Here is a 21,484-nt window from a genome sequence, read left to right on the forward strand (position 1 = left end):
GGCCGAGACATTCGAGACAGGCACCTGGGCCGCCGCCGTGGGCGGGACCACGATGATCGTCGATTTCTGTCTGCCCGGGGCGGACGGGTCGATCAAGAACGCGATCAATGAATGGCACCGCAAATCCGCGCCGCAGATCTGTTCGGATGTCGGCTATCACATGGCAATCACCGGTTGGAACGAGAATGTCTTTGACGAGATGAAAGACGCCGTCGACATGGGGGTGAATTCGTTCAAACACTTTATGGCCTATAAAGGGGCCTTGATGGTCGAGGATGACGAGATGTTCGCATCCTTCCAGCGCTGTGCCGAACTTGGGGCGCTGCCGATGGTCCATGCCGAGAACGGCGATCTGGTCGCGGCCTTGCAGGAAAAGTATTTCAATCAGGGGATCACGGGACCGGAGGGGCATGCCTATTCCCGCCCGCCCGAGCTGGAGGGCGAGGCCGCCAACCGCGCGATCACCATTGCCGATGCCGCCGGCGTGCCGCTTTATATCGTGCATGTCTCGTGCGAGCAGACCCACGAAGCGATCCGCCGTGCGCGGCAAAAGGGGATGCGGGTCTATGGCGAGCCGCTGATCCAGTTCCTGACTCTGGACGAGAGCGAGTATTTCAACAAAGATTGGGACCATGCCGCACGCCGTGTCATGTCGCCGCCCTTCCGGTCCAAGGACCATCAGGACAGTCTATGGGCGGGCTTGCAGTCGGGGTCGTTGCAGGTGGTTGCCACCGACCACGCTGCGTTTTCGACCGAGCAGAAACGCGCGGGCCGCGATGATTTCCGCATCATCCCCAACGGGTCCAACGGGTTGGAGGAACGTCTGGCGGTGCTCTGGACCGAAGGGGTGGAGACGGGTCGTCTGACGCCCAATGAATTTGTCGCTGCCACCTCGACCAATGTGGCGAAGATCCTGAATATCTATCCGCGCAAGGGCGCGATTGTCGAAGGCGCCGACGCGGATATCGTGGTATGGGATCCCAAGATCAGCAAGACGATTTCGACGGCGAACCACCACTCCATTCTGGATTACAACGTCTTTGAAGGCTTCGAGGTCAAGGCACAGGCGCGCTATACCCTGAGCCGTGGCGAGGTCATCTGGGCCTGGGGGCAGAATTCGCAGCCCAACCCCGGACGCGGGCGCTTTGTGCCGCGGCCTGCTTTCCCGTCGGCCAACCTTGCGCTGAGCAAGTGGAAAGAGTTGACTGCGCCGAAACTGATCAAACGCGATCCGCTGAACATCCCTGCGGGGATCTGAACGCGGGACTATCAACGCAGCGCGGCGGTTGCGCCGCGCTGCCCTGAAGAAGAAAGAGGCCAGCATAGATGCGAGCACGTTGTACGGCAGAAGAGGGACGCAGCTTATGAGCACCGCGCCCGTGATCTCGGCCCAGAACCTATCCCTGACATTTGAAACCAACGACGGCCCTGTGCATGCGCTGAAAGACGTGTCGCTTGATATCGAGAAAGGCGATTTCGTCAGCTTTATCGGGCCGTCGGGCTGCGGCAAGACGACGTTCCTGCGCTGTATGGCGGACCTGGAGCAGCCCACGGGGGGCGAGATCACGGTGAATGGCGTAAGTGCTGCCGAGGCACGGCGGGCGCGGGCCTATGGCTATGTGTTCCAGGCGGCGGGGCTTTATCCCTGGCGGACGATTGGCGGCAATATCCGGCTGCCGCTTGAAATCATGGGGTATTCCAAGGCGGATCAGGCGGCGCGGGTTCGCCAAGTGTTGGAGCTGGTCGAGCTGGCAGGGTTCGAGCGCAAGTTCCCTTGGCAGCTGTCGGGTGGGATGCAGCAGCGGGCCTCGATCGCGCGGGCGCTGGCGTTTGATGCGGATATCTTGCTGATGGATGAACCCTTTGGCGCGCTGGACGAGATCGTGCGCGACCATTTGAATGAACAGCTGTTACGCCTGTGGGCGCGCACGCAAAAGACCATCGCTTTTGTCACCCACTCGATCCCGGAGGCGGTGTATCTGAGCACCAAGATCGTGGTAATGAGCCCGCGCCCCGGACGGATTGCAGATGTCATCGACAGCCCTTTGCCGAAAGAGCGCCCCTTGGACATTCGCGAAACGCCCGAGTTTCTGGAGATCGCGCATCGGGTGCGGGAAGGATTGCGGGCGGGGCATGCGGATGATTGATCGCGCGCCCGCTGCTATCCGGCCCTTCGGGGAGGATTTTCGGACCATCTGGAAGCAGGGGGGCGCGCGATGAAGTCGAGCTTCTTGCCTGTCCTGACTGTGGTCGGGGTCTTGTTTGCGCTGTGGTATGCGGCGGCGGTCTGGCTGAATTCGGACTGGACCTATGACAAGGCCACACGGTCGGGCGAGACGGTGACCGCCACGTCTTTGGTCGCGGATACCTGGGCTCAGAAAAAACCCAAATTGCCCGCGCCGCATCAGGTCGCGTCAGAGATCTGGGATACGACCGTGATGAAGAAAGTCACGTCGAAGCGGTCCTTGGTCTATCATTCCTGGATCACGCTCAGCGCGACCCTGCTGGGCTTTGGCATGGGCACCTTGCTGGGCGTCTTGCTGGCGGTGGGGATCGTGTTCAACCGGGTGATGGATATGTCGGTGATGCCTTGGGTGATCGCCAGCCAGACCATTCCCATTCTGGCGATTGCGCCGATGATCATTGTGGTGCTGAACGCCGTGGGCGTGTCGGGGCTGCTGCCGAAAGCGATGATCAGCATGTATCTGTCGTTCTTCCCCGTCGTTGTCGGCATGGTGAAAGGGCTGCGCAGCCCTGACCAGATGCAGTTGGACCAGATGCGCACCTGGCATGCGAGTGCGGGCCAGACCTTCTGGAAGCTGCGGTTGCCTGCGTCGATGCCGTATTTCTTTACCTCGCTCAAGATCGCGATGGCTGCGTCACTGGTGGGGGCCATCATTGGTGAGCTGCCAACGGGTGCCGTTGCGGGTCTGGGGGCGCGGTTGTTGGCTGGCAGCTACTATGGCCAGACGATCCAGATCTGGAGCGCGTTGATCATGGCGGCGGCCTTGGCGGCGTTGCTGGTGGGGATCATCGGCTTGATCCAGCGTGTGACATTGAAACGGATGGGGATGGCGCGATGATCTGGCTGGTTTTTGCCGCAGTGACCTGGGCCTTTGGCATGTGGGTCAACATCCGGTTGGCGCGATTGCGGCCGGCCCGCTGGGTGTCCCTTGCAGCGCCCTTGGTTTTTGGCGCGACGCTGATCGCTGTCTGGGAAGGCATTGTGCGCGGGCTCGAGATTTCGCAGGTCTTGCTGCCTGCGCCGTCGCTGATTGCCCTGCGGCTGGTGTCATCGCTTGATATCCTTTGGGTGGATTTCGTGCAGACCGTGCTGAAGGGCGCGTTGTCGGGCTATGTGCTGGGCTGTGGTGCGGCCTTTTTGATCGCCGTTGCGATTGACCGTTTCCCCTTCTTGCAACGGGGGCTTTTGCCGGTGGGGAACTTTGTGGCCGCGCTGCCGGTGATCGGGATGGCCCCGATTCTGGTGATGTGGTTCGGTTTTGACTGGCAGTCCAAGGCCGCCGTGGTCGTGGTCATGGTGTTCTTTCCGATGCTGGTGAACACGGTGCAGGGCTTGCAAGCCACCGACGCCATGCAGCGCGATCTGATGCGGACCTATGCGGCCAGCTATTGGGCGACGCTGTTCAAGCTGCGCTTGCCTGCCGCGATGCCTTTCGTGTTCAATGGGCTGAAGATCGGCACGACCCTTGCCTTGATCGGGGCGATTGTTGCTGAATTTTTCGGCTCTCCTGTGCGGGGGATGGGGTTTCGGATCTCTACCTCGGTGGGCCAGCTTGCGCTTGATCTGGTCTGGGCCGAGATTGTTGTCGCGGCGATTGCCGGGTCCGCATTCTACGGCGCGATGTCATTGTTTGAACGGCGGGTGACCTTTTGGCACCCGAGCCAGCGGAACTAACGCGGAACTAACCAAGACGACCAACCAACCAAGAGGGAGATATAAAAATGAAAAAACTATCAACATATGTCGCCGGGGCCGCTGTGGGCCTGATGGGGACCATGGCCCAAGCGGCGGATGATGTGACGCTTCAGCTGAAGTGGGTCACGCAGGCGCAGTTCGCGGGCTATTATGTGGCTCAGGACAAAGGGTTCTATGACGAAGAAGATCTAAACGTCACGATCAAGCCGGGCGGTCCGGACATTGCGCCGACACAGGTGCTGGCCGGTGGTGGTGCCGATGTCGCCGTTGAATGGATGCCCGCCGCTTTGGCCGCGCGCGAGAAGGGCCTGCCGATGGTGAACATCGCGCAGCCGTTCAAATCCTCGGGCATGATGCTGACCTGCCGCAAGGATGCCGGAATCGAGACCACGGATGACTTCAAAGGCAAGACGTTGGGCGTCTGGTTCTTTGGCAACGAATTCCCCTTTCTCAGCTGGATGAGCAAGCTTGAGCTGCCCACCGAAGGCGGTGAGGATGGTGTGACCGTGCTGAAACAAGGCTTTAACGTGGATCCGCTGCTGCAAAATCAGGCCGCCTGCGTGTCGACCATGACCTATAATGAATACTGGCAGGTGATCGACGCAGGTCTGACGCCGGATGATCTGAACGTGTTCAAATACGAAGAGCAGGGCGTTGCCACATTGGAAGACGGGCTTTACGCGCTGGAAGAGAACCTTGCCGATCCGGCGTTCGAGGACAAGATGGTGCGCTTTGTGCGGGCCTCTATGAAGGGCTGGAAATACGCCGAGGAAAACCCAGATGAAGCGGCGGAAATCGTGTTGGACAACGATGCCTCGGGTGCGCAAACCGAAGAGCATCAGAAACGCATGATGGGCGAAGTGGCCAAGCTGACCGCAGGCAGCAACGGCGCGCTGGACGAGGCGGATTACGAGCGGACCGTGCAATCGCTGCTGTCCGGTGGGTCGGACCCCGTCATCACGGTAGAGCCGTCGGGCGCATGGACCCATGCGATCACCGACAAAGCCTTGAACTAAGGCGCGCTGAACTAAGGGGACATGTCCCCGACACAGTGCAGGAATACGAAGGGGCTGGCAGCGATGCCAGCCCCTTTTGCGTGGTGGGTAACGTCAGCGGCGTTAAAGCACCGTGACCTTGGTGCCGATGGGCACACGTTGGTACAGGTCTTTGACGTGTTCATTCAGCATGCGGATACACCCGTTCGAGACAGAGCGCCCGATGCTGCTGGGTTGGGTGGTGCCGTGGATGCGGAAGTATGTATCGCGGCCGTTCTGGAACAGATAGAGCGCGCGCGCGCCCAGCGGATTGGACGGGCCACCGGGTTGCGCATCGGTATTGCCGATGAACCGCGCATAGGTCTTGGGCTCCCGTTCGATCATCTCGTCCGTGGGGCGCCAGGTGGGCCATTCCTTTTTGACGTCGATCGTCGCGGTGCCGGTAAACTCCAGCCCCGCCTTGCCGACGCCCACGCCGTATCGCATGGCCTGACCGGGGGCGGTCACCAGATACAGGTAGTGGCTGCGGGGCAGGATCAGCAGTTCGCCCACGGCATATTGTGGTTTGATCGACACCATTTGCGGCGTGGGGTCATAGGCGGCACCCGCGGCAAACAGCGCGTGGGGAAAGGCGAGGGCGGCCAAAGAACCTGCGATAAACTGACGGCGGCGCATGGGGGGCTCCTTTAGGATGTGATGACGGTATCTTGCCCCTTGGGTTGTGTTTGGCAACCCTGAGGACATAAAAAAACCGGCTGTCCCGTGAGGGTCAGCCGGCAAATTCATCCTGCGGGCCTAAGGCCCTGCATGGCTTATGCCAGTGCGATGTTCGACGCGGATTCGCGGCCGTCACGGCCAGCTTCGATGTCGAATGTCACTTTCTGGTTGTCGGCCAGACCGGTCAGGCCTGCGCGCTCGACAGCGGAGATGTGTACGAATACATCTTTGCTGCCGCCATCGGGTGCGATAAAGCCGAAGCCTTTTGTTGTGTTGAACCATTTTACGGTGCCAGTGGCCATATCCGTAGTCTCCTCTAGTATGCCATCCGCGTCGTGCGATGGCTTGGCGTTGTCGGTCTGGATCGAAGTCTGAACGCCGTATGAGGGAGACAGTTGGTCGAAAAAGAATAACGTTAGCCATTCGGATATGGCAGGTCGTGGGGATTCGCGCAAGGGGCTGTCAATGGGCCTTGAAAAACAGGCCGATCCTTGCTGATTCCGGCACATTTGCGCCGTATTCTTCGGAGGGGCAAGGTGAAACCCTAACGCGCATTGGCGGAGGCAGCGGGACAAAGGGTTAACGGATTGGCCGAAATTGCCTAACTGCTGCCAGATTCATCTGCGATTTTGCTCCGAGCCATAAGAGAATTTAACCAGTCCCCCTTCTGCCGACACGACAACGAGTGAGCCACCGTATGAAAATCCTAGCCGTAGATGACGATCCCACCATTCTTGACCTGTTGCGCGACTGTCTGACGCCGTCGCTGGGGTTCGATCTGGTCTGTGCGGACTCGGCCGAGGATGGGTTGGCCAAGATCGACGAACACGGGGCAAGCTTTGACTGCTTTCTGCTGGATATCATGCTGCCCGGCGTTGACGGGATCACCCTATGTGACGACATCCGCAATATGCAGGCCTATAAAAGTGCGCCGATCATCATGATCACCGGCAGCCGGAAACATGATCTGATGGACACCGCCTTCCGCGCCGGGGCGACGGATTTCATCTTCAAGCCCTTGAACGGGATCGAGTTGGGCGCGCGTATCAACATGGCGGGCATGCTCAGCGACAGCCTGCGGCGTGAACGCGAGGCCGCGCATACGCTGGCGGAGCTGTCGGGCCTGATGAAGGTACGGGTCGAGGAAAGCTTTGATCTGAACGTTGTCGGCGTCGACGATTTGCACGGGTTCGAAAACCACATGCTGCGTCTGCCAGAAGGCTGCTATGCCATGAGCCTTTTTGCGGTCAAACTGCCACAGATCCGCAATATCTTCGAGGCCGCAAGCCCGGCTGAGTTCTGTCGCCAGATGGGCTTGGTTGCGCAGGCCACGGTCGCGGCGCTGGCGCATGAGAAATGCTTTATGGGCTATGCGGGCGAGGGGATCATCGTGGGCACCGTGATGGGCCGCCACCGGATCAAGCCCGAAGAGATACAGAAAGACATCGAAGACATCCTGTCCCATGATGGCACCGCCGCACGTATCGGCGGGGATTTCAGCGCCGATGTCACGGTCAAGCTGGTGTCGAACCAGCGGCTGTGGTCGGGGCTGTCTGCCTGCAACACGCTGCGCGATTTTCTGGGCCGTGAAACCGTGCCCGACAGCACCAGCACCGACCGCACCGATGGCTATGCCGAGCTGGCCGACGGGCTGTAACGGGAAACCCGAGCCGCGTTTCGGCGGCGCGTTGACCGACACATAAAAAGGCCCCCGCAGTTTCCTGCGGGGGCCTTTTTCTTAAAGCTTTCGCCTAGATCAGCGCGAGAATTTCTTGTGCTTCATGCGCTTGGGTTCCATGGCGTCTTCGCCCAGACGACGCTTCTTGTCCTCTTCGTAGTCAGAGAAGCCGCCCTCGAACCATTCAACATGCGCGTCGCCTTCAAAGGCGAGGATGTGCGTACAGATCCGGTCAAGGAAGAAACGGTCGTGCGAGATGACCACAGCGCAGCCCGCGAAATCGACCAGCGCGTCTTCGAGCGCGCGCAGGGTTTCAACGTCCAGATCGTTGGTAGGTTCATCGAGCAGCAGTACGTTGCCGCCTTCTTTCAGCAGACGTGCCATATGCACACGGTTGCGTTCACCGCCCGACAGCAGGCCGACTTTCTTCTGCTGGTCGCCGCCCTTGAAGTTGAAAGCACCGCAATAGGCGCGGGAGTTCACTTCGGCATCGCCAAGCTTGATGATCTCGGCCCCGCCCGAAATGGCCTGCCAGACGTTGTCATCAGGGTTCAGGTCATCGCGCGACTGGTCAACATAGGACAGATCAACGGTATTTCCGAGTTCGATCGTGCCGGTATCGGGTTGTTCATGGCCGGTGATCATCTTGAACAGGGTTGATTTACCCGCGCCGTTGGGCCCGATGACGCCGACGATCCCGCCTGGCGGCAGAGAGAAGTCCAGCTTTTCGATCAACAGCTTGTCGCCCATGGCTTTGGACAGGCCCTCGACCTCAAGCACCTTGTTGCCCAGACGGGGACCGTTGGGGATAACGATCTGGGCGCGCGTCAGGCGTTCGCGCTCTGAGCTGTCGGCCATTTCGTTATAGGACTTGATCCGCGCTTTGGATTTCGCCTGACGGGCCTTGGCCCCCTGACGCATCCATTCCAATTCGCGCGACAGTGTCTTTTGCTTGGACTTGTCCTCGCGGGCTTCCTGTTCAAGCCGTTTGGCTTTCTGGTCGATCCAGCTGGAATAGTTCCCCTCGTAGGGGATGCCATTGCCGCGGTCGAGCTCGAGGATCCAGCTGGTGATGTTATCAAGGAAGTACCGGTCGTGGGTGACGATCAGGATCGTGCCCTTGTAGTCGATCAGGTGCTGTTGCAGCCAGGCGATGGTTTCCGCGTCCAGGTGGTTGGTCGGTTCGTCAAGCAGCAGCATTTCGGGCGCTTCCAGCAGCAGCTTGCACAGCGCCACGCGGCGGGCTTCACCACCGGACAGTTTGGTCACATCGGCATCGTCGGGCGGGCAGCGCAGGGCTTCCATCGAGACGTCGATCTGGCTGTCGAGATCCCAGAGGTTCTCCGCGTCGATCTGATCCTGCAAGGCGGCCATTTCGTCGGCTGTCTCGTCGGAGTAGTTCATTGCCAGTTCGTTGTAGCGGTCCAGAATGTCCTTCTTGGCTTTCACGCCCAGCATGACATTTTCGCGCACGGTCAGGGCTGGGTCCAGATAGGGTTCCTGTTCCAGGTAGCCGACCTTGGCCCCTTCAGCGACCCATGCTTCGCCCGAGTAATCCTTGTCCTTACCGGCCATGATCTTCATCAGCGTGGATTTACCCGCGCCGTTGACACCGACCACACCGATTTTCACACCGGGCAGGAAGTTCAGGTTAATGTTGTCGAAACACTTTTTGCCGCCCGGGTAGGTCTTTGAGACACCGGACATGTGATAGACATATTGATAGGCGGCCATTGAGAATCCTCGGATAAGCTGAATACGGTTTGGAACGTGCAATATCGCCACAGGCGGGCAAGAGCAAACATTCAATATATATGGCCTGTGCCGCGTTTTTGAAGCCCGCCCGTTACCGGGCGATTCACAAGGCGCAGGGGCAAGACGCACAAAGCGCGGATCGCGCGGGCGGCAAAGGCTGTTTTTCCGATAACTATCCCTTTTTACCGTTTTCGAACGGTGAACTGGGGACGAATGACCGAATTTTACGCGAAATTCAGTCGAAAAAAATTTTGGACCTCGTTTATATTCGCCTAATCCGGGTGCGTTCAGCGCCCCGGTACAACGCGGCCGCAAAAAGACCGCGTCATACACAAAGGGACAAATACATGACAGCATCCACTATTGTTGTTGGACTGGACGGGGGGGAAGCCGGGGCGCGCGCTTTGGATTTCGCAACGAAACAGGCCAAATTGATTGGCGATTGCGAGCTCAAGCTCGTTTACGTGATTGAATGGTCTCCATTCAGCTTCCAGACCTCGGAAGAGAATGACCAGCGCCACAAGCGGCGCGAAGAGGAACTGGCACTGGCCCGCGAACGTATCGTCGATCCGGCGGTCAAGAAGGTCAGCGAAGACGGCGTCACCGTTCAGGGCATCGTGAAGCATGGCGATGTGGCCGATATTCTGGACGATCTGGCCAAGAAACACGGCGCACAGCAGATCGTGGTGGGCCGTGTCGGTCTGCGCGGCCTGAAAGAGCGTATGTTCGGCGGCGTAACCGGCCGCTTGGCTGTGGCGTCCCGCGTGCCTCTGACGATCATTCCTTGAAAGGTCATATCATGAAAAAATTTCTGACAACGGGTGCGGGGGCTGCTGCTGTCTCTGCCTTGCCCATGGTTGCCGCGGCACAAGAAACCGTCGGCATGGATCAACGCATCAATGATATCTTCGCGGGTTCGACGGGCTGGTTCGTCAATCTGATCTTCATGTCGCTACCCGGCACCAACTTCCCGTGGATCGTGCTGTGGCTGGTGGTCGCGGCGTCGGTGTTTACGCTGTATTTCGGCTTCATTCAGGTCAAAGCGTTCTGGCATGCGATCTCGCTGGTCAAAGGCGATTATTCCGATCCCGATGACGCGGGCGAGGTGAGCCACTTTCAGGCGCTTGCAACGGCGCTGTCGGGGACTGTCGGTCTGGGCAATATCGCGGGCGTCGCGGTGGCCGTGGGCATCGGCGGTCCGGGGGCGACCTTCTGGATGATCCTGGCCGGTTTGCTGGGCATGGCCTCCAAGTTCACCGAATGTACGCTGGGTGTGAAATACCGCAATGAATACGCCGATGGCACCGTTTCCGGTGGTCCGATGTACTATATGACAAAGGGCTTCAAGGAGCGCGGCCTGCCTTTGGGCGGGGTGCTGGCGGTGATCTTTTCGATCTTTACCATCGGCGGTGCCTTGGGCGGCGGGAATATGTTCCAGGCCAATCAGGCCCATGCGCAGCTGTCCGGTATCATCGGCGACTACCCTGGCTGGATCACCGGCATCGTCTTTGCCGCAGTGGTCTTTGCGGTCATCGTCGGCGGGATCAAATCCATCGCCAATGTCACCGAGAAAATCGTGCCGTTGATGGGCGTGATCTATGTTGGTGCCGCGCTGATCATCCTGATCGTTGAATACGACAAGATCGGTTGGGCCTTTGGCCAGATTTTTGAAGGTGCGTTCAGTGGTCTGGGCGTTGCAGGTGGTCTGGTTGGCGCGCTGATCCAGGGCTTTAAACGGGCGGCGTTCTCGAACGAGGCGGGTGTCGGCTCGGCGGCGATCGCACACTCTGCCGTGCGCACCAAAGAGCCGGTGACCGAAGGCGTCGTTTCCCTGTTGGAGCCCTTCATCGATACCGTTGTCATCTGTACGATGACCGCGCTGGTGATCACCATCTCTGGCGTGCTGGTGATGGACCCCGAAACGGGCCGCTTCATCCTGAATGACGCAGGCACCGCGATCCAGACCATCGACGGGTCAAGCGGCGTTCAGCTGACATCGGCTGCCTTTGCGACCGGGTTCAGCTGGTTCCCCTATGTGCTGGCGCTGGCGGTGATCCTGTTTGCCTTCTCCACCATGATCAGCTGGTCCTACTACGGGCTGAAGGCGTGGACCTATCTGTTCGGTGAAGGCAAAACCAAAGAGATCGTGTTCAAGGTGATCTTCTGCCTGTTCATCATCGTGGGGGCGGCGGCCAATCTGGGCGCGGTTATCGACTTCTCTGATGCGATGATCTTTGCGATGGCGGTTGTGAACATCACGGCGCTGTACTTCCTGATGCCGATCGTGAAACGCGAGATGAAGAGCTATTTCGCGCGGTTGAAATCCGGCGAGATCAAGAAGTTCGTCGATTAACGCACGGATAACGCGATTGACAAAGGGGCGTTGCTGCCCTTCTTTCGGCCCCTGATGTATATCGGGGGCCGTTTTCGTTGGGTTATCCATTTCCATATGCGCCCCCGGGGCAGGTGATCGGGCTGCTTGGCGGGTCGTTTGATCCGGCGCACGAGGGGCACGCCCATATCACCCGCGAGGCGATCAAGCGTTTCAGGCTGGATCGGGTGTGGTGGATGGTCAGCCCGGGCAATCCGCTCAAGGCGCATGGGCCGGCCCCAATGGCATCCCGTCTGGCCCGCGCGCGCGAGGTGATGCAGCACCCGCGGGTCGAGGTCACCGATATCGAGGCCCATCTTGGCACCCGCTACACCGCGCAAACCCTTGCCGCGCTGCGGGCCCGCTATCCCGGTGTGCGCTTCGTCTGGCTGATGGGGGCGGATAATCTGGCGCAGTTCCACCTGTGGCAGGACTGGCGGCAGATCATGGAGACAGTGCCCCTAGGGGTGCTTGCACGGCCCGGCCAGCGCATATCTGCACGGATGAGCCACGCCGCGACGCTTTATGCTCCCTACCGGATTTCGGGGCGGCAAAGCCAGCTCTTGGGGCAGACACCGGCGCCCGCGTGGTGTTTCGTGAACGTCCCGATGGTCGATGTCAGCTCAAGCGCGATCCGGGCCGCGGGCAAATGGTCAGCGCAATCTGGCAGAGGCGATACCCGCCCCTAGGATCATCGCCATGCCGACCCATGTCAGCGCGTCGGGCCATGCGCCGAACACCAGCCACCCCAGCCCCACGGCGGACAGCAGTTGCAGATACACCAGCGGCGCGACCTTGGTCGCAGGGGCCATGCGATAGGCGTATAACATCAGCAGGTTGCCCAGCATCGAACACAGCGCGCTTGCGAGGCTTAGCCCCAGGACGGGGCCGGTCAGCGGCGGGAAATAGACCAGCCCCAGCGGCAAAAGCAGCAGCCCGCTGATCACCAGCTGGCTGAAGGTCAGCGCAAGGGGCGGGGCCAGATGCGACAGCCAGCGCGACATCGTGAGGAACACGCCATAAAGCGTCCCCGCGATCAGCGCCCAAAGCAGCCCTGGACTGGGTTCAAGCCCCGGTCGGACCACGACCAGCACCCCCAGAAACCCCGCTACGATCAACGCGCTGCGCTGAAGCGATATCGCCTCGCGCAGGAAGAGCGCGGCCAGCACATAGCTGAGCAGCGGACCGATAAAGAAGGCGGCAAAGACATTGGCCACGTCCTCGGTCACCAGTGCTGTCTGGATGCAGGTGATGCTGCCGCACAGGATGGCGGCACGGACCCAGATGCGCCAGTTGCCGAACAGGGCGCGCGTTTGCGGCGGGGCGAAGGGCACCAGCAGCAGCGCCCCTATGGCAAACCGCGACCACGCCACAAAAACGGGGGCCACGCCAAGCTGTGAGGTCAGGATCTTGCCCGCGCTGTCGCCTGCGGGAATCAGTGACATGGCGACAAACATGATCAAAATAACGCGTTGCATGTTTTGTCAGTTAGCATGGGCCCCCGCCCATGAAAATGTGATTTGCAAGCGCTTGTGTCGCTCTGTCCTGTCAGGTTTAAGTCGCCCCATGAAAACTGTTTTATCCCGTCGTCTGTTTCTGAGTACCGCTGCGGCGGCTGTTGTGGCTCCAGCGGCCTTTGCGGCCCCGCCAACTGAATCGCTGCGCCCCGTTCTGCGCGGGGACGATCTATTCCGGCAGGCGATCCCCTCGGCGCAAGAGCTGATCGACAAGGCGCGGTTGAACGGGGCTGTGACCTTTAGTCTGGCGGATGCGGAAACCGGTGCGGTGCTGGAACAGAACGGCCCGCTTGACGGGATGCCCCCGGCGAGCGTGACCAAGGCGATTACCGCGCTTTACGCGCTGGATACCTTGGGCGCAGCGCATCAGTTCCAGACGCGCATCATGGCGACCGGTGGCATTGTGGACGGCGAAGTGCAGGGCGATCTGATCCTTGTGGGCGGGGGCGATCCGACGCTGGATACGGACGGGCTGGCCAAAATGGCAGATGACCTCAAGGCGGCGGGCATTATCGGCGTCAAAGGCGGGTTGAAGATTTACGAACGCAGCCTGCCGGTCTTCCCGTTGATTGATGCGGATCAGCCGGATCATGTGGGCTATAACCCCGCTGTGTCAGGGCTGGCGCTGAACTTTAACCGCGTCCACTTTGAATGGAAGCGCGAGAACGGCAGCTATTCGGTGCTGATGGACGGGCGGTCGGGGTCTTATCGCCCTGACGTGGCGATGGCCGCGATGGAGATCAGCGACCGCAGTGCGCCGGTCTTTGCCTATCGTGACGCAGGCACCCGCGATGACTGGAGCGTCGCGAAAAGTGCCTTGGGCAACGGTGGGTCGCGCTGGCTGCCGGTGCGCAAGCCGGGGCTGTATGCGGGCGATATCTTTAAGACATTGGCGGGGGCACAGGGCATCCGTCTGCGCGACATGGCGTTGATCACCAGCTTGCCCGAGGGCGAGGTGCTGGTGACCCGTTCCAGCGCGCCGCTGCGCGATATCCTGCGCGATATGTTGAAGTATTCCAATAACTTGATTGCAGAGATGGCGGGGCTGTCCGCCACGGTTTACCGCACGGGCACGCCCGCGTCCCTGCGCGCGTCTGCGGCAGAGATGAACGTGTGGGCCAAGGCCAATCTGGGCATGGATGCACCCGCGCTGGTGGACCATTCGGGGTTGGGCGAAGACAGCCGTGTGACCGCGCAGGATATGGTGACGGCGTTGGTGCGGGTCTATGGATCGGGCACGTTGAAACCGTTGCTCAAGTCGATTTCCCTGCGCGATTCCAAGGGGCGGCCCGTGCAGGATCACCCGATCAAGGTGGAGGCGAAGACCGGCACGTTGAACTTTGTCTCGGCCTTGGCGGGGTATCTGACGGCACCGGACGGGCGGGTGATGGCCTTTGCCGTGTTCACCGCCGATATGCCACGTCGCGCCACCCTGACCCGCGCGCAACGCGAACGCCCCGAGGGGGGGCGGGCGTGGAACGGGCGCTCCAAACGGTTGCAGCAAGGGCTGATCGAACGCTGGGGAGCGTTCCATGTGGCTGCGGATTCGGCCTCTCTTTGATCGCGGTGACGCGGCCTATTTGACGTGACGGGCGCGGGCACCGCGTTCGATGGCCGCGGCGTGCAGGCGGTCGAGGTCAAGCTCGTAGCGGATTTCTTCCAGCAGACGCAATTCGGCTTCGTCCAACGTGCCGTCGGCCGCGGCCACATCGCAGGCCAGCGCATAGGCCGTTTCGTTCAGCCGGTCGGGCAGCGCGCCCTTGATCAGGCCGAACAGGGCATCCAGCCCGTCTTCCTGTTCGAACAGGTCGAACACCATCGAGCTGACAGAGCTGATGCGGTCCACATCATAGCCGGAAAAGACGGGGAGCATGTTTACAGCCGTCTGGATCTTGAGCAATTCGGTGGTGCGGATGTCCTCGTCTGATGCGGAAACCGCGATCATCACGGCGACAAGGCAATCCTGCGCGCTGAGGGTGAGGGAGGTGTCGTCATTCATGCGCATTTCCGTTCGGTCATTCCGTTGATCTGCAGATTATTGACGGGCCTACGGGGACGCAATAGGTACGGGCTGCCTGCGCGCATTGGGTGCGGGGTGAAAATGATGGAATTGATGACATGTCGCAGATGCGTGAAGCAGCCCTAACCAGTAAAGCGTGGCCGTTCGAGGAAGCACGTCGGGTGTTGAAACGCTATGCAAACAAGGCCCCCGAGAAGGGATACGTCTTGTTCGAGACCGGCTATGGCCCGTCGGGTCTGCCGCATATCGGGACTTTCGGCGAAGTTGCGCGCACGACGATGATCCGCCGCGCATTTGAGCAGATCAGCGACATTCCGACGCGGCTGGTGTGCTTTTCCGACGATCTGGACGGCATGCGCAAGGTGCCGGGTAACGTGCCCGACCCCGCCGCATTGGAAGAACATCTGCAGCGCCCGCTGACATCGGTGCCCGATCCTTTCGGCAAATACGACAGCTTTGGCGCGCATAACAACGCGATGCTGCGGCGTTTTTTGGATACCTTCGGGTTCGAGTACGAGTTTATCTCGGCCACGGAATTCTACGGCTCAGGCAAGTTCGACGAGGTGCTTTTGCGCGCTGCTGAAAAGTATGACGAGATTATGGAAGTGATGCTCAAGTCGCTGCGCGAGGAGCGTCGGCAGACCTATTCGATCTTCCTGCCGATCCACCCTGAAACAGGGCGGGTGATGTATGTGCCGATGAAAGCGGTCAACGCCAAGGAAGGCACGATCACCTTCGACGATGAAGACGGCACCGAAATGACTCTGCCGCTGACCGGTGGTAATGTGAAGTTGCAGTGGAAGCCCGACTTTGGCGCCCGTTGGGCCGCCCTTGATGTCGACTTTGAGATGTACGGCAAGGATCACAGCACCAACACGCCGATCTATGACAAGATCTGCCGTATTCTGGGCAACCGCCCACCCGAGCATTTCACCTACGAGCTGTTCTTGGATCAGGACGGGCACAAGATCTCCAAATCGTCGGGCAATGGTCTGACCATCGACGAATGGCTGACCTATGCCAGCGCGGAATCGCTGTCGTATTTCATGTACCTCAAGCCCAAGACGGCCAAGCGCATGTATTTCGACGTGATCCCCAAGGCGGTCGACGAATACCACCAGCAGCTGCGCGTCTATGAAACGCAGGACGACAAGGGCAAGCTGAATAACCCCGTTTGGCATATCCACGGGGGCGATGTGCCCAAGTCGGATATGGTTGTGCCGTTCTCGATGTTGCTGAACCTCGCGTCGGTCTCCTCGGCCGAGGACAAGTCGCAACTGTGGGGCTTTATCCAGCGGTATGCGCCGGATGCGACGCCCGAAGGCAACCCCGGTATGGATGCGGCGGCCGAGCATGCGGTGCGCTATTACAATGATTTCGTGAAGCCCGCCAAAGTGTTCCGGGCCCCTTCCGAGCTGGAGCGGGAAGCCTTGGAAGACCTGCGGGACCAGCTGAAAACATGGGACGGTGGGCTGGATGCCGAGACGTTGCAAACGATGGTTTTCGCCGTCGGGAAAGAGCGTTTCGACCCTCTGCGCGACTGGTTCACCGCGCTGTACGAAGTGTTGCTGGGCGCCAGCCAAGGGCCGCGTTTCGGTGGGTTCATCGCGCTGTATGGCGTGGATGAAACGGTCGCCCTGATCGACGACGCGTTGGCGGGCAAGCTGACCACGGCGTGAAACTATTGCCCTATGGTGTGCGTGGCTTAGGTTAAGTTCAACACATCATAGGGAGCATTCTCATGCGTGGCGCGGTTCTTTCGGCCTTTTTCGGGATGGTTTTGACCTTTGCGACGGCGCTTGGTGCCATGGCGCAGCAGGCGGATATCGAAAGCACGATCACAGGCCAGTTCGACGCTTTCAAGGCAGATGATTTCGAGGGTGCCTTCGCGTATGCGAGCCCCAATCTGCAGATGATGTTTCAATCTACCGAGAATTTTAAACGTATGGTGACCACGGGCTATCCGATGGTCTGGAAACATGCCGAGGTACGCTTTCTGGACCTGCGCGAGATCGCCGGTGCGCAGTGGCAGAAGGTGCAGGTCACGGACCTGAAAGGATTTACCTATTTGCTGGATTATCAGATGGTTGAGACACCCGAGGGCTGGCGTATTGCCGCCGTTCAACTACTGGATGCGCCAAGCGTTTCTGCCTGACCGGCGCGACATCTTTGGTACGCTCATGTGACCGCCTGCGGCGTACGCTGCGGTTAGGCGTGGTTAACCCTTTGTGCATAAATCTTTCCCCCTGCCGGCCAAGCGCCGGAGTTTTGCAATTCATGGGGGGCGACATCGCAACCCGACGAAGGGGATGACGATGAACAAGGCAATCACGGACGGTCTGCTACTGACACCTGCGGCATTTGCGCAAGGCTTGGATGTGTATTCAAGCGGGGATGGCACGGCGGGGTCTGATACCTATGCCAATGCCATAAATGCGGCGTTTATCCCTGCGGATCAGGACTTTGGCGGGGCGCTTGAGCTGATAAAAACGCAATCCACGCAAAAGCTGCGATACATGGGACAGACGCCACTTTTGCCGGGGTGTTATCTGCGGATCACGGCGCGGGTGAAGGCGATTAGTGGGAATCTACCGTCGGTGCGGATCGCGGGATATCCGGCGCTTGGCAATGGCAGCCGCGCGGGCGGGCTGGTGGAGGCCGGTCCGGCGGTGACTCTGACCAGCTATGGCGAGGTGGTCGAGGTCAGCGCGATTGTCGGGTCGGGGCTGCGCGGCGGGGTCGATATGGTCTGGGGTAACGCGCCGGTCTATGGGCATTTCGGGCTGGACCTGACGGGGCAGAATGGCGGGGTCGTTCGCATTGATGATTTGCAGATCGAGGATGTGACGGGCGTCTTTCTGCGCGACATGCTGGCACAGGTGGATGTGCGAGACTATGGCGCGGTGGGGGATGGCAGCACCGATGATACGGCGGCCTTTGTGGCGGCGAATGCGGATGCGCAGGGGCGCAGCGTGTTGATCCCGCGCGGGACGTATCTGCTGAACGGGGACGTGACCTTTGACGCGCCGACGCGGTTTGAAGGGACGGTGATCATGCCCGCCAGCGCGATCCTGCTGCTGCGGCGCAACTTTGATCTGCCGAATTATATCGAGGCGTTTGGGAATGAAGAGATCGCCTTTCGCAAGGCGTTTCAGGCGCTGCTGAACAATGCGGATCATGAATCTCTGGATCTGGGCGGGCGCAAGGTCAACGTGACCGGCCCGATCGATATGCAGGCCGCAACGCCCGAACGCAGCAGCTATGCCACGCGGCGGGTGATCCGCAACGGCCAGCTCGAAGCGGCCACGAATGGCGATTGGGATACGGTCACGGTAACCTCGCAGGCCAGCTATTCGCCCTCGGATGCGCGCAAGCTGACAAATGTGGTGAATGTGGCGAATGTGCCTGTGGGGGCGCTGATCACGGGCAATGGCGTCGGGCGCGAGATCTATGTGCGCGCCAAGAACGTCGCCACGCAAGAGATTACCCTGAACGCGCCTTTGTATGATGCGGCGGGGACGCAGAATTTTACCTTTACGCGGTTCCAGTATCTGCTGGATTTCAGCAACTACAGCCAGCTGAGCAAATTCGTTCTGGATGACATCGAATTCCAGTGCAACAACGTGGCCAGTGCCATCAACCTTGCACCATCGGGGACAATTTTCCACGTGCGGGACTGCTTTATCTCGCGCCCGAAGGATCGCGGTATTACGTCGATCGGGGGTGGCTGTCAGGGGATGTTCGTGGACCGTTGCCAGTTCCTGTCCGCCGAAGATGCGCTGGACGTGCCGGACCGGACCACGATCGCGATCAACTGCAACGCCAATGACGTCAAGATTCGCGACAACCGTGCCACCCGCTTTCGCCATTTTGCGCTGCTGGCGGGGCAGAATAATATCGTCACGGGGAACCACTTCTTTCAGGGGGATACGGTCAAGAACGGCGTCCGCTCTGCCGGGTTGATCCTTGCGGCGCAGCACACGGCGAGCGTGGTCAGCGGGAATTATATCGACAATTGCTTTGTCGAATGGACTAACGAACAAGACCCCGCGCCGGACTACAGCAGCGAGTATTCTTTCAGCTCCCTGTCGATCAGTGGTAATATCTTTCTGTCGGGCGAGGTGGCCCCGTGGTTCAGCTATATCGTGATCAAGCCCCATGGGGCGGGTCATGTGATCAACGGGCTGACAATCAACGACAACCGCTTCCGCAGCATCAACGGGTTCATTGATCGGGTCGAACGGATCGATACGAGCTTTGCGGATATGGATTTCTCGCGCATGCGCAATATCGAGATGACCGGCAATTCGTTCCACGGCATCCACAATCCGGTGTCGAACCCTGTGCAGGTTGAACATACCGAAGCCAGTCTGGCCAAGACCTGGGTGGTGGATATTGCCGACCGCTTTCCGTTCGGCGGGTGGGCGATTGCGGTGGATAGCATCACGATGGACGGGCCGGTGCGCAACGGATCGAATGTGGCGCAATACAGCGTGCCCTATGTGCTGACGGATCAGGGGGCGGATCGTGATCTGCTGCATCTGGTCTGGAGCACCAGCGTCAAAGGGTCGATCTTTATGCAGGCGCGCATGGATAAACGCTAGAACTCGCGCCAGAGCGAGAGTTTTAGCGCGGGGTTGGAGGTGTCGTTGATCAACGTCTCTGCCCCGATCTGGAAGCGGATATCGGGGCGGTTTTTCAGCGGGCGCATGACGATAGAGGGCGCAACAGAGGTGGCGCTGGCGACAGAGGTCGAGGCATAGTAGATTTGCAGCATCCCAGAAAACCGGTCGCCGAAGTTGATGCCTATGGTGCTGTCGACTTTGGCGAGATGCTCTTGCAGATAGATGTCCCACGCGAGGGAGCTATCGATGGTCACCCAGCCGTGTTTCTGCCCCAGCGTATAGCCGCGGCCCCAAGACAGCCCCGCTTTGACATTGGGATAGACCGCATCCCCCACCCATGCCGCGCCGAACCCCAGCTCGGCGGACCAGACGTTAGGGCGGTCGCGACGGCCTAAGGGGCGGCGCAGGAAAACCGACCCAAATCCCGATTGCAGGCCGATGGAACTGGCGAGAAAGCCGACCTCTGCCCCCAGGGTCAGGTCGTCGCGCACGCCATATTCCATGAAGGTGCTTTCCGAAATGTCGTAGTTGCGCGTGACGTTTACCGTGGTGGAGGTAAATCCCGTGCCCTTTTCGCGCAGCCACGCGCCGCCCTGTGCAGGGGTGGGAAGCTGCAGTAAGCCAAGCAGAAGGATCGGCCAGTAGCGCATGGGATACCCTTTCGGCGGGTAGCTTGGCGCGTCATGCTTAACAAATCACTTACAGACCTTTGGGCGGCATGCGAAAAGGCCCGCAGCAATGCTACGGGCCTTTTGTCAAATCCTGTGTGCGTCGCTTAGACGTTGACGCTGCCGCCGCGTGGGCCAGCGATCAGCCATACGATAAAGCCGACAACCGGGAAGATCAGGACGCCGAGAATCCAGAGGATTTTCGCAAGCCCCGAAGCGCCGGAGGTGAAGATTTGATAGATCGCGTAGATGTCTGCGATCAGGATAATGAGTCCGAGAAGGCCGAATTCCATTGTAAAGCTCCTGGGTTGTAATCTGCATTACTGTCTGGGGTCACAACTTCCCGTTCGGCCCAGATGTTCCCGAAATTGTTACTGGAACCATTTCCCGCTTCGCCGAGTTGCCCTTGCATCGCCTAGAACGGCAAGTGAATTTGGAAGGAAATACTATGAAGACCTCTACAGCAGTAATCGCAGGCCTTGCCGCAATTCTGGTCATCGCATTCGCAATCTTTTTCATCGATATCGATCAGACTGAAGAAGGCGCGCTGCCGGATGTTGATGTGTCCGTCGAAGGCGGCAACCTGCCCGAGTTTGACGCACAGACCGGTTCGGTTTCCGTGACTGAAGAAGAGGTCGACGTTGAAGTTCCGGACGTTGAAGTGACCACCGAAGAGAAAACGATCACCGTCCCCGGCGTTGAGGTTACTCCGCCCGCAGGTGACTGATATCGTTTGATAGTTTGAACGCAGAAAGCGCCCTCTGATTTGGTCAGGGGGCGCTTTTGTACTGGGATAAGGCTTAGTTGCGGGTCAGTTTTGTCGCGGGTTTCGCACCGTTGTCGCCGTCGGAGGCGAAGGTCAGCGTGACTTTGTCGCCGGCCATCAGGTCAGACGGGACAAGGGTTTTGGCATCCAGCGTCCAGGATGATTTGTCTTGCAGGACGATGATATTCGCAAGGCGGTCATAGGCAAGGATCGTGCCGGTTGTCTCATCGGCAAAGGCGGGGGCAGAGAGGGCGGTCAGGCCCAGTGTAGCAAGGGCGATCAGGCGCATTTGGGATCCTCCGGATAAAGCGCAGACTCCGAATGTGGGGTGGGTGCGGGTGCAAAGCAATCACCTTGCAACGGGCGCATGAAAATAATTATGCGCCAAGCCGTAGCAGGGGAACTGCGGGCAGGTGGACGGGTTGTGCCGCT

General features: G+C 59.7%; 22 protein-coding genes. 14 read left to right on the forward strand and 8 right to left on the reverse strand.

The genetic code is table 11. The annotated features are described in order from the left end of the window. From hydA to EE36_RS08680, 5 genes are all read left to right on the forward strand, one after another. Nucleotides 1-1,258 (forward strand): dihydropyrimidinase (hydA, locus tag EE36_RS08660; protein WP_005851379.1); only part of this gene is annotated, 1,258 nt, incomplete at its 5' end. Nucleotides 1,259-1,364: 106 nt separating this feature from the next. After that, nucleotides 1,365-2,147: an ABC transporter ATP-binding protein gene (locus EE36_RS08665; RefSeq protein ID WP_005851381.1), complete on the forward strand. Its 783-nt coding sequence runs from the start codon at nucleotides 1,365-1,367 to the stop codon at nucleotides 2,145-2,147. Nucleotides 2,148-2,216: 69 nt separating this feature from the next. Continuing rightward, nucleotides 2,217-3,083, forward strand: coding sequence for an ABC transporter permease (locus EE36_RS08670; protein ID WP_005851383.1), 867 nt, complete (start codon nucleotides 2,217-2,219; stop codon nucleotides 3,081-3,083). Then, on the forward strand, nucleotides 3,080-3,919 hold the full coding sequence (locus EE36_RS08675; protein ID WP_005851385.1) for an ABC transporter permease: 840 nt from the start codon (nucleotides 3,080-3,082) through the stop codon (nucleotides 3,917-3,919). The genes EE36_RS08670 and EE36_RS08675 overlap by 4 nt, the downstream gene beginning before the upstream one ends. Before the next feature lie 47 nt (nucleotides 3,920-3,966). Further along, on the forward strand, nucleotides 3,967-4,956 hold the full coding sequence (locus EE36_RS08680; protein ID WP_005851387.1) for an ABC transporter substrate-binding protein: 990 nt from the start codon (nucleotides 3,967-3,969) through the stop codon (nucleotides 4,954-4,956). 102 nt (nucleotides 4,957-5,058) lie between these two features. Here EE36_RS08680 and EE36_RS08685 read toward each other — a convergent pair whose 3' ends face one another. Together EE36_RS08685 and EE36_RS08690 are read right to left on the reverse strand one after the other, a co-directional pair. After that, entirely contained in the window at nucleotides 5,059-5,610 is a 552-nt protein-coding gene (locus EE36_RS08685; RefSeq protein ID WP_005851389.1) for a L,D-transpeptidase, read from the reverse strand. Nucleotides 5,611-5,747: 137 nt separating this feature from the next. Then, the gene (locus EE36_RS08690) at nucleotides 5,748-5,954 is read right to left on the reverse strand and encodes a cold-shock protein (RefSeq protein ID WP_005851393.1); all 207 of its coding nucleotides are present in this window, start codon (nucleotides 5,952-5,954) and stop codon (nucleotides 5,748-5,750) included. Between the two features lie 395 nt (nucleotides 5,955-6,349). On the opposite strand from EE36_RS08690, the gene EE36_RS08695 reads away from it, so the two are divergent. Beyond that, nucleotides 6,350-7,309, forward strand: a complete 960-nt coding sequence (locus tag EE36_RS08695) for a two-component system response regulator (protein WP_005851395.1) — start codon at nucleotides 6,350-6,352, stop codon at nucleotides 7,307-7,309. 99 nt (nucleotides 7,310-7,408) lie between these two features. Here the strand turns inward: EE36_RS08695 and ettA are convergent, their stop codons facing one another. Further along, nucleotides 7,409-9,064, reverse strand: a complete 1,656-nt coding sequence (ettA, locus tag EE36_RS08700; RefSeq protein ID WP_005851397.1) for an energy-dependent translational throttle protein EttA — start codon at nucleotides 9,062-9,064, stop codon at nucleotides 7,409-7,411. Between the two features lie 368 nt (nucleotides 9,065-9,432). Here ettA and EE36_RS08705 point away from each other — a divergent pair, with 368 nt between their 5' ends. The 3 genes from EE36_RS08705 to EE36_RS08715 all read left to right on the forward strand — a co-directional run bounded on the left by EE36_RS08705 (nucleotide 9,433) and on the right by EE36_RS08715 (nucleotide 12,145). Next, nucleotides 9,433-9,873, forward strand: coding sequence for a universal stress protein (locus EE36_RS08705; RefSeq protein WP_005851399.1), 441 nt, complete (start codon nucleotides 9,433-9,435; stop codon nucleotides 9,871-9,873). An 11-nt stretch (nucleotides 9,874-9,884) separates the two neighbouring features. Further along, nucleotides 9,885-11,438, forward strand: a complete 1,554-nt coding sequence (locus tag EE36_RS08710; RefSeq protein WP_005851401.1) for a sodium:alanine symporter family protein — start codon at nucleotides 9,885-9,887, stop codon at nucleotides 11,436-11,438. Nucleotides 11,439-11,515: 77 nt separating this feature from the next. After that, nucleotides 11,516-12,145: a nicotinate-nucleotide adenylyltransferase gene (locus EE36_RS08715; RefSeq protein WP_083776456.1), complete on the forward strand. Its 630-nt coding sequence runs from the start codon at nucleotides 11,516-11,518 to the stop codon at nucleotides 12,143-12,145. On the opposite strand, the gene EE36_RS08720 is transcribed toward EE36_RS08715, so the two are convergent. Next, nucleotides 12,110-12,934 carry a DMT family transporter gene (locus tag EE36_RS08720; protein ID WP_005851405.1) on the reverse strand — a complete coding sequence of 275 codons (825 nt, stop codon included), beginning with the start codon at nucleotides 12,932-12,934 and terminating at the stop codon, nucleotides 12,110-12,112. The two genes, EE36_RS08715 and EE36_RS08720, sit on opposite strands and share 36 nt — an antisense overlap. Before the next feature lie 88 nt (nucleotides 12,935-13,022). Between EE36_RS08720 and EE36_RS08725 the strand changes: the two genes are divergently transcribed. Next, nucleotides 13,023-14,534 (forward strand): D-alanyl-D-alanine carboxypeptidase/D-alanyl-D-alanine-endopeptidase, encoded by a 1,512-nt coding sequence (locus EE36_RS08725; protein WP_005851407.1) that lies wholly within the window; start codon nucleotides 13,023-13,025, stop codon nucleotides 14,532-14,534. A 15-nt stretch (nucleotides 14,535-14,549) separates the two neighbouring features. On the opposite strand, the gene EE36_RS08730 is transcribed toward EE36_RS08725, so the two are convergent. Next, nucleotides 14,550-14,972 (reverse strand): tellurite resistance TerB family protein, encoded by a 423-nt coding sequence (locus tag EE36_RS08730; RefSeq protein WP_037944901.1) that lies wholly within the window; start codon nucleotides 14,970-14,972, stop codon nucleotides 14,550-14,552. A gap of 119 nt (nucleotides 14,973-15,091) precedes the next feature. On the opposite strand from EE36_RS08730, the gene EE36_RS08735 reads away from it, so the two are divergent. The 3 genes from EE36_RS08735 (at nucleotide 15,092) to EE36_RS08745 (ending at nucleotide 19,597) form a co-directional block, all read left to right on the forward strand. Next, nucleotides 15,092-16,672 carry a lysine--tRNA ligase gene (locus tag EE36_RS08735; protein ID WP_005851411.1) on the forward strand — a complete coding sequence of 527 codons (1,581 nt, stop codon included), beginning with the start codon at nucleotides 15,092-15,094 and terminating at the stop codon, nucleotides 16,670-16,672. A 62-nt stretch (nucleotides 16,673-16,734) separates the two neighbouring features. After that, a complete protein-coding gene (locus EE36_RS08740) occupies nucleotides 16,735-17,148 on the forward strand; it encodes a DUF4864 domain-containing protein (RefSeq protein ID WP_005851413.1) in 414 nt (137 codons plus the stop codon). 160 nt (nucleotides 17,149-17,308) lie between these two features. Continuing rightward, nucleotides 17,309-19,597 carry a glycosyl hydrolase family 28-related protein gene (locus tag EE36_RS08745; protein WP_005851415.1) on the forward strand — a complete coding sequence of 763 codons (2,289 nt, stop codon included), beginning with the start codon at nucleotides 17,309-17,311 and terminating at the stop codon, nucleotides 19,595-19,597. Here the strand turns inward: EE36_RS08745 and EE36_RS08750 are convergent. Further along, complete coding sequence (locus EE36_RS08750; protein ID WP_005851417.1) at nucleotides 19,594-20,268, reverse strand: hypothetical protein; 675 nt, start codon at nucleotides 20,266-20,268, stop codon at nucleotides 19,594-19,596. The genes EE36_RS08745 and EE36_RS08750 overlap by 4 nt on opposite strands. 125 nt (nucleotides 20,269-20,393) lie before the next feature. Continuing rightward, nucleotides 20,394-20,579, reverse strand: coding sequence for a PLDc N-terminal domain-containing protein (locus tag EE36_RS08755; RefSeq protein WP_005851419.1), 186 nt, complete (start codon nucleotides 20,577-20,579; stop codon nucleotides 20,394-20,396). A 155-nt stretch (nucleotides 20,580-20,734) separates the two neighbouring features. Between EE36_RS08755 and EE36_RS08760 the strand changes: the two genes are divergently transcribed. Continuing rightward, nucleotides 20,735-21,013, forward strand: a complete 279-nt coding sequence (locus EE36_RS08760; RefSeq protein WP_005851422.1) for a hypothetical protein — start codon at nucleotides 20,735-20,737, stop codon at nucleotides 21,011-21,013. 73 nt (nucleotides 21,014-21,086) lie between these two features. Here the strand turns inward: EE36_RS08760 and EE36_RS08765 are convergent, their stop codons facing one another. Further along, a complete protein-coding gene (locus EE36_RS08765) occupies nucleotides 21,087-21,341 on the reverse strand; it encodes a hypothetical protein (RefSeq protein WP_005851424.1) in 255 nt (84 codons plus the stop codon). Nucleotides 21,342-21,484 lie beyond the last annotated feature (143 nt).

Source organism: Sulfitobacter sp. EE-36 (genome assembly GCF_000152605.1).
GTDB classification, from domain to species: Bacteria; Pseudomonadota; Alphaproteobacteria; order Rhodobacterales; family Rhodobacteraceae; genus Sulfitobacter; species Sulfitobacter pontiacus.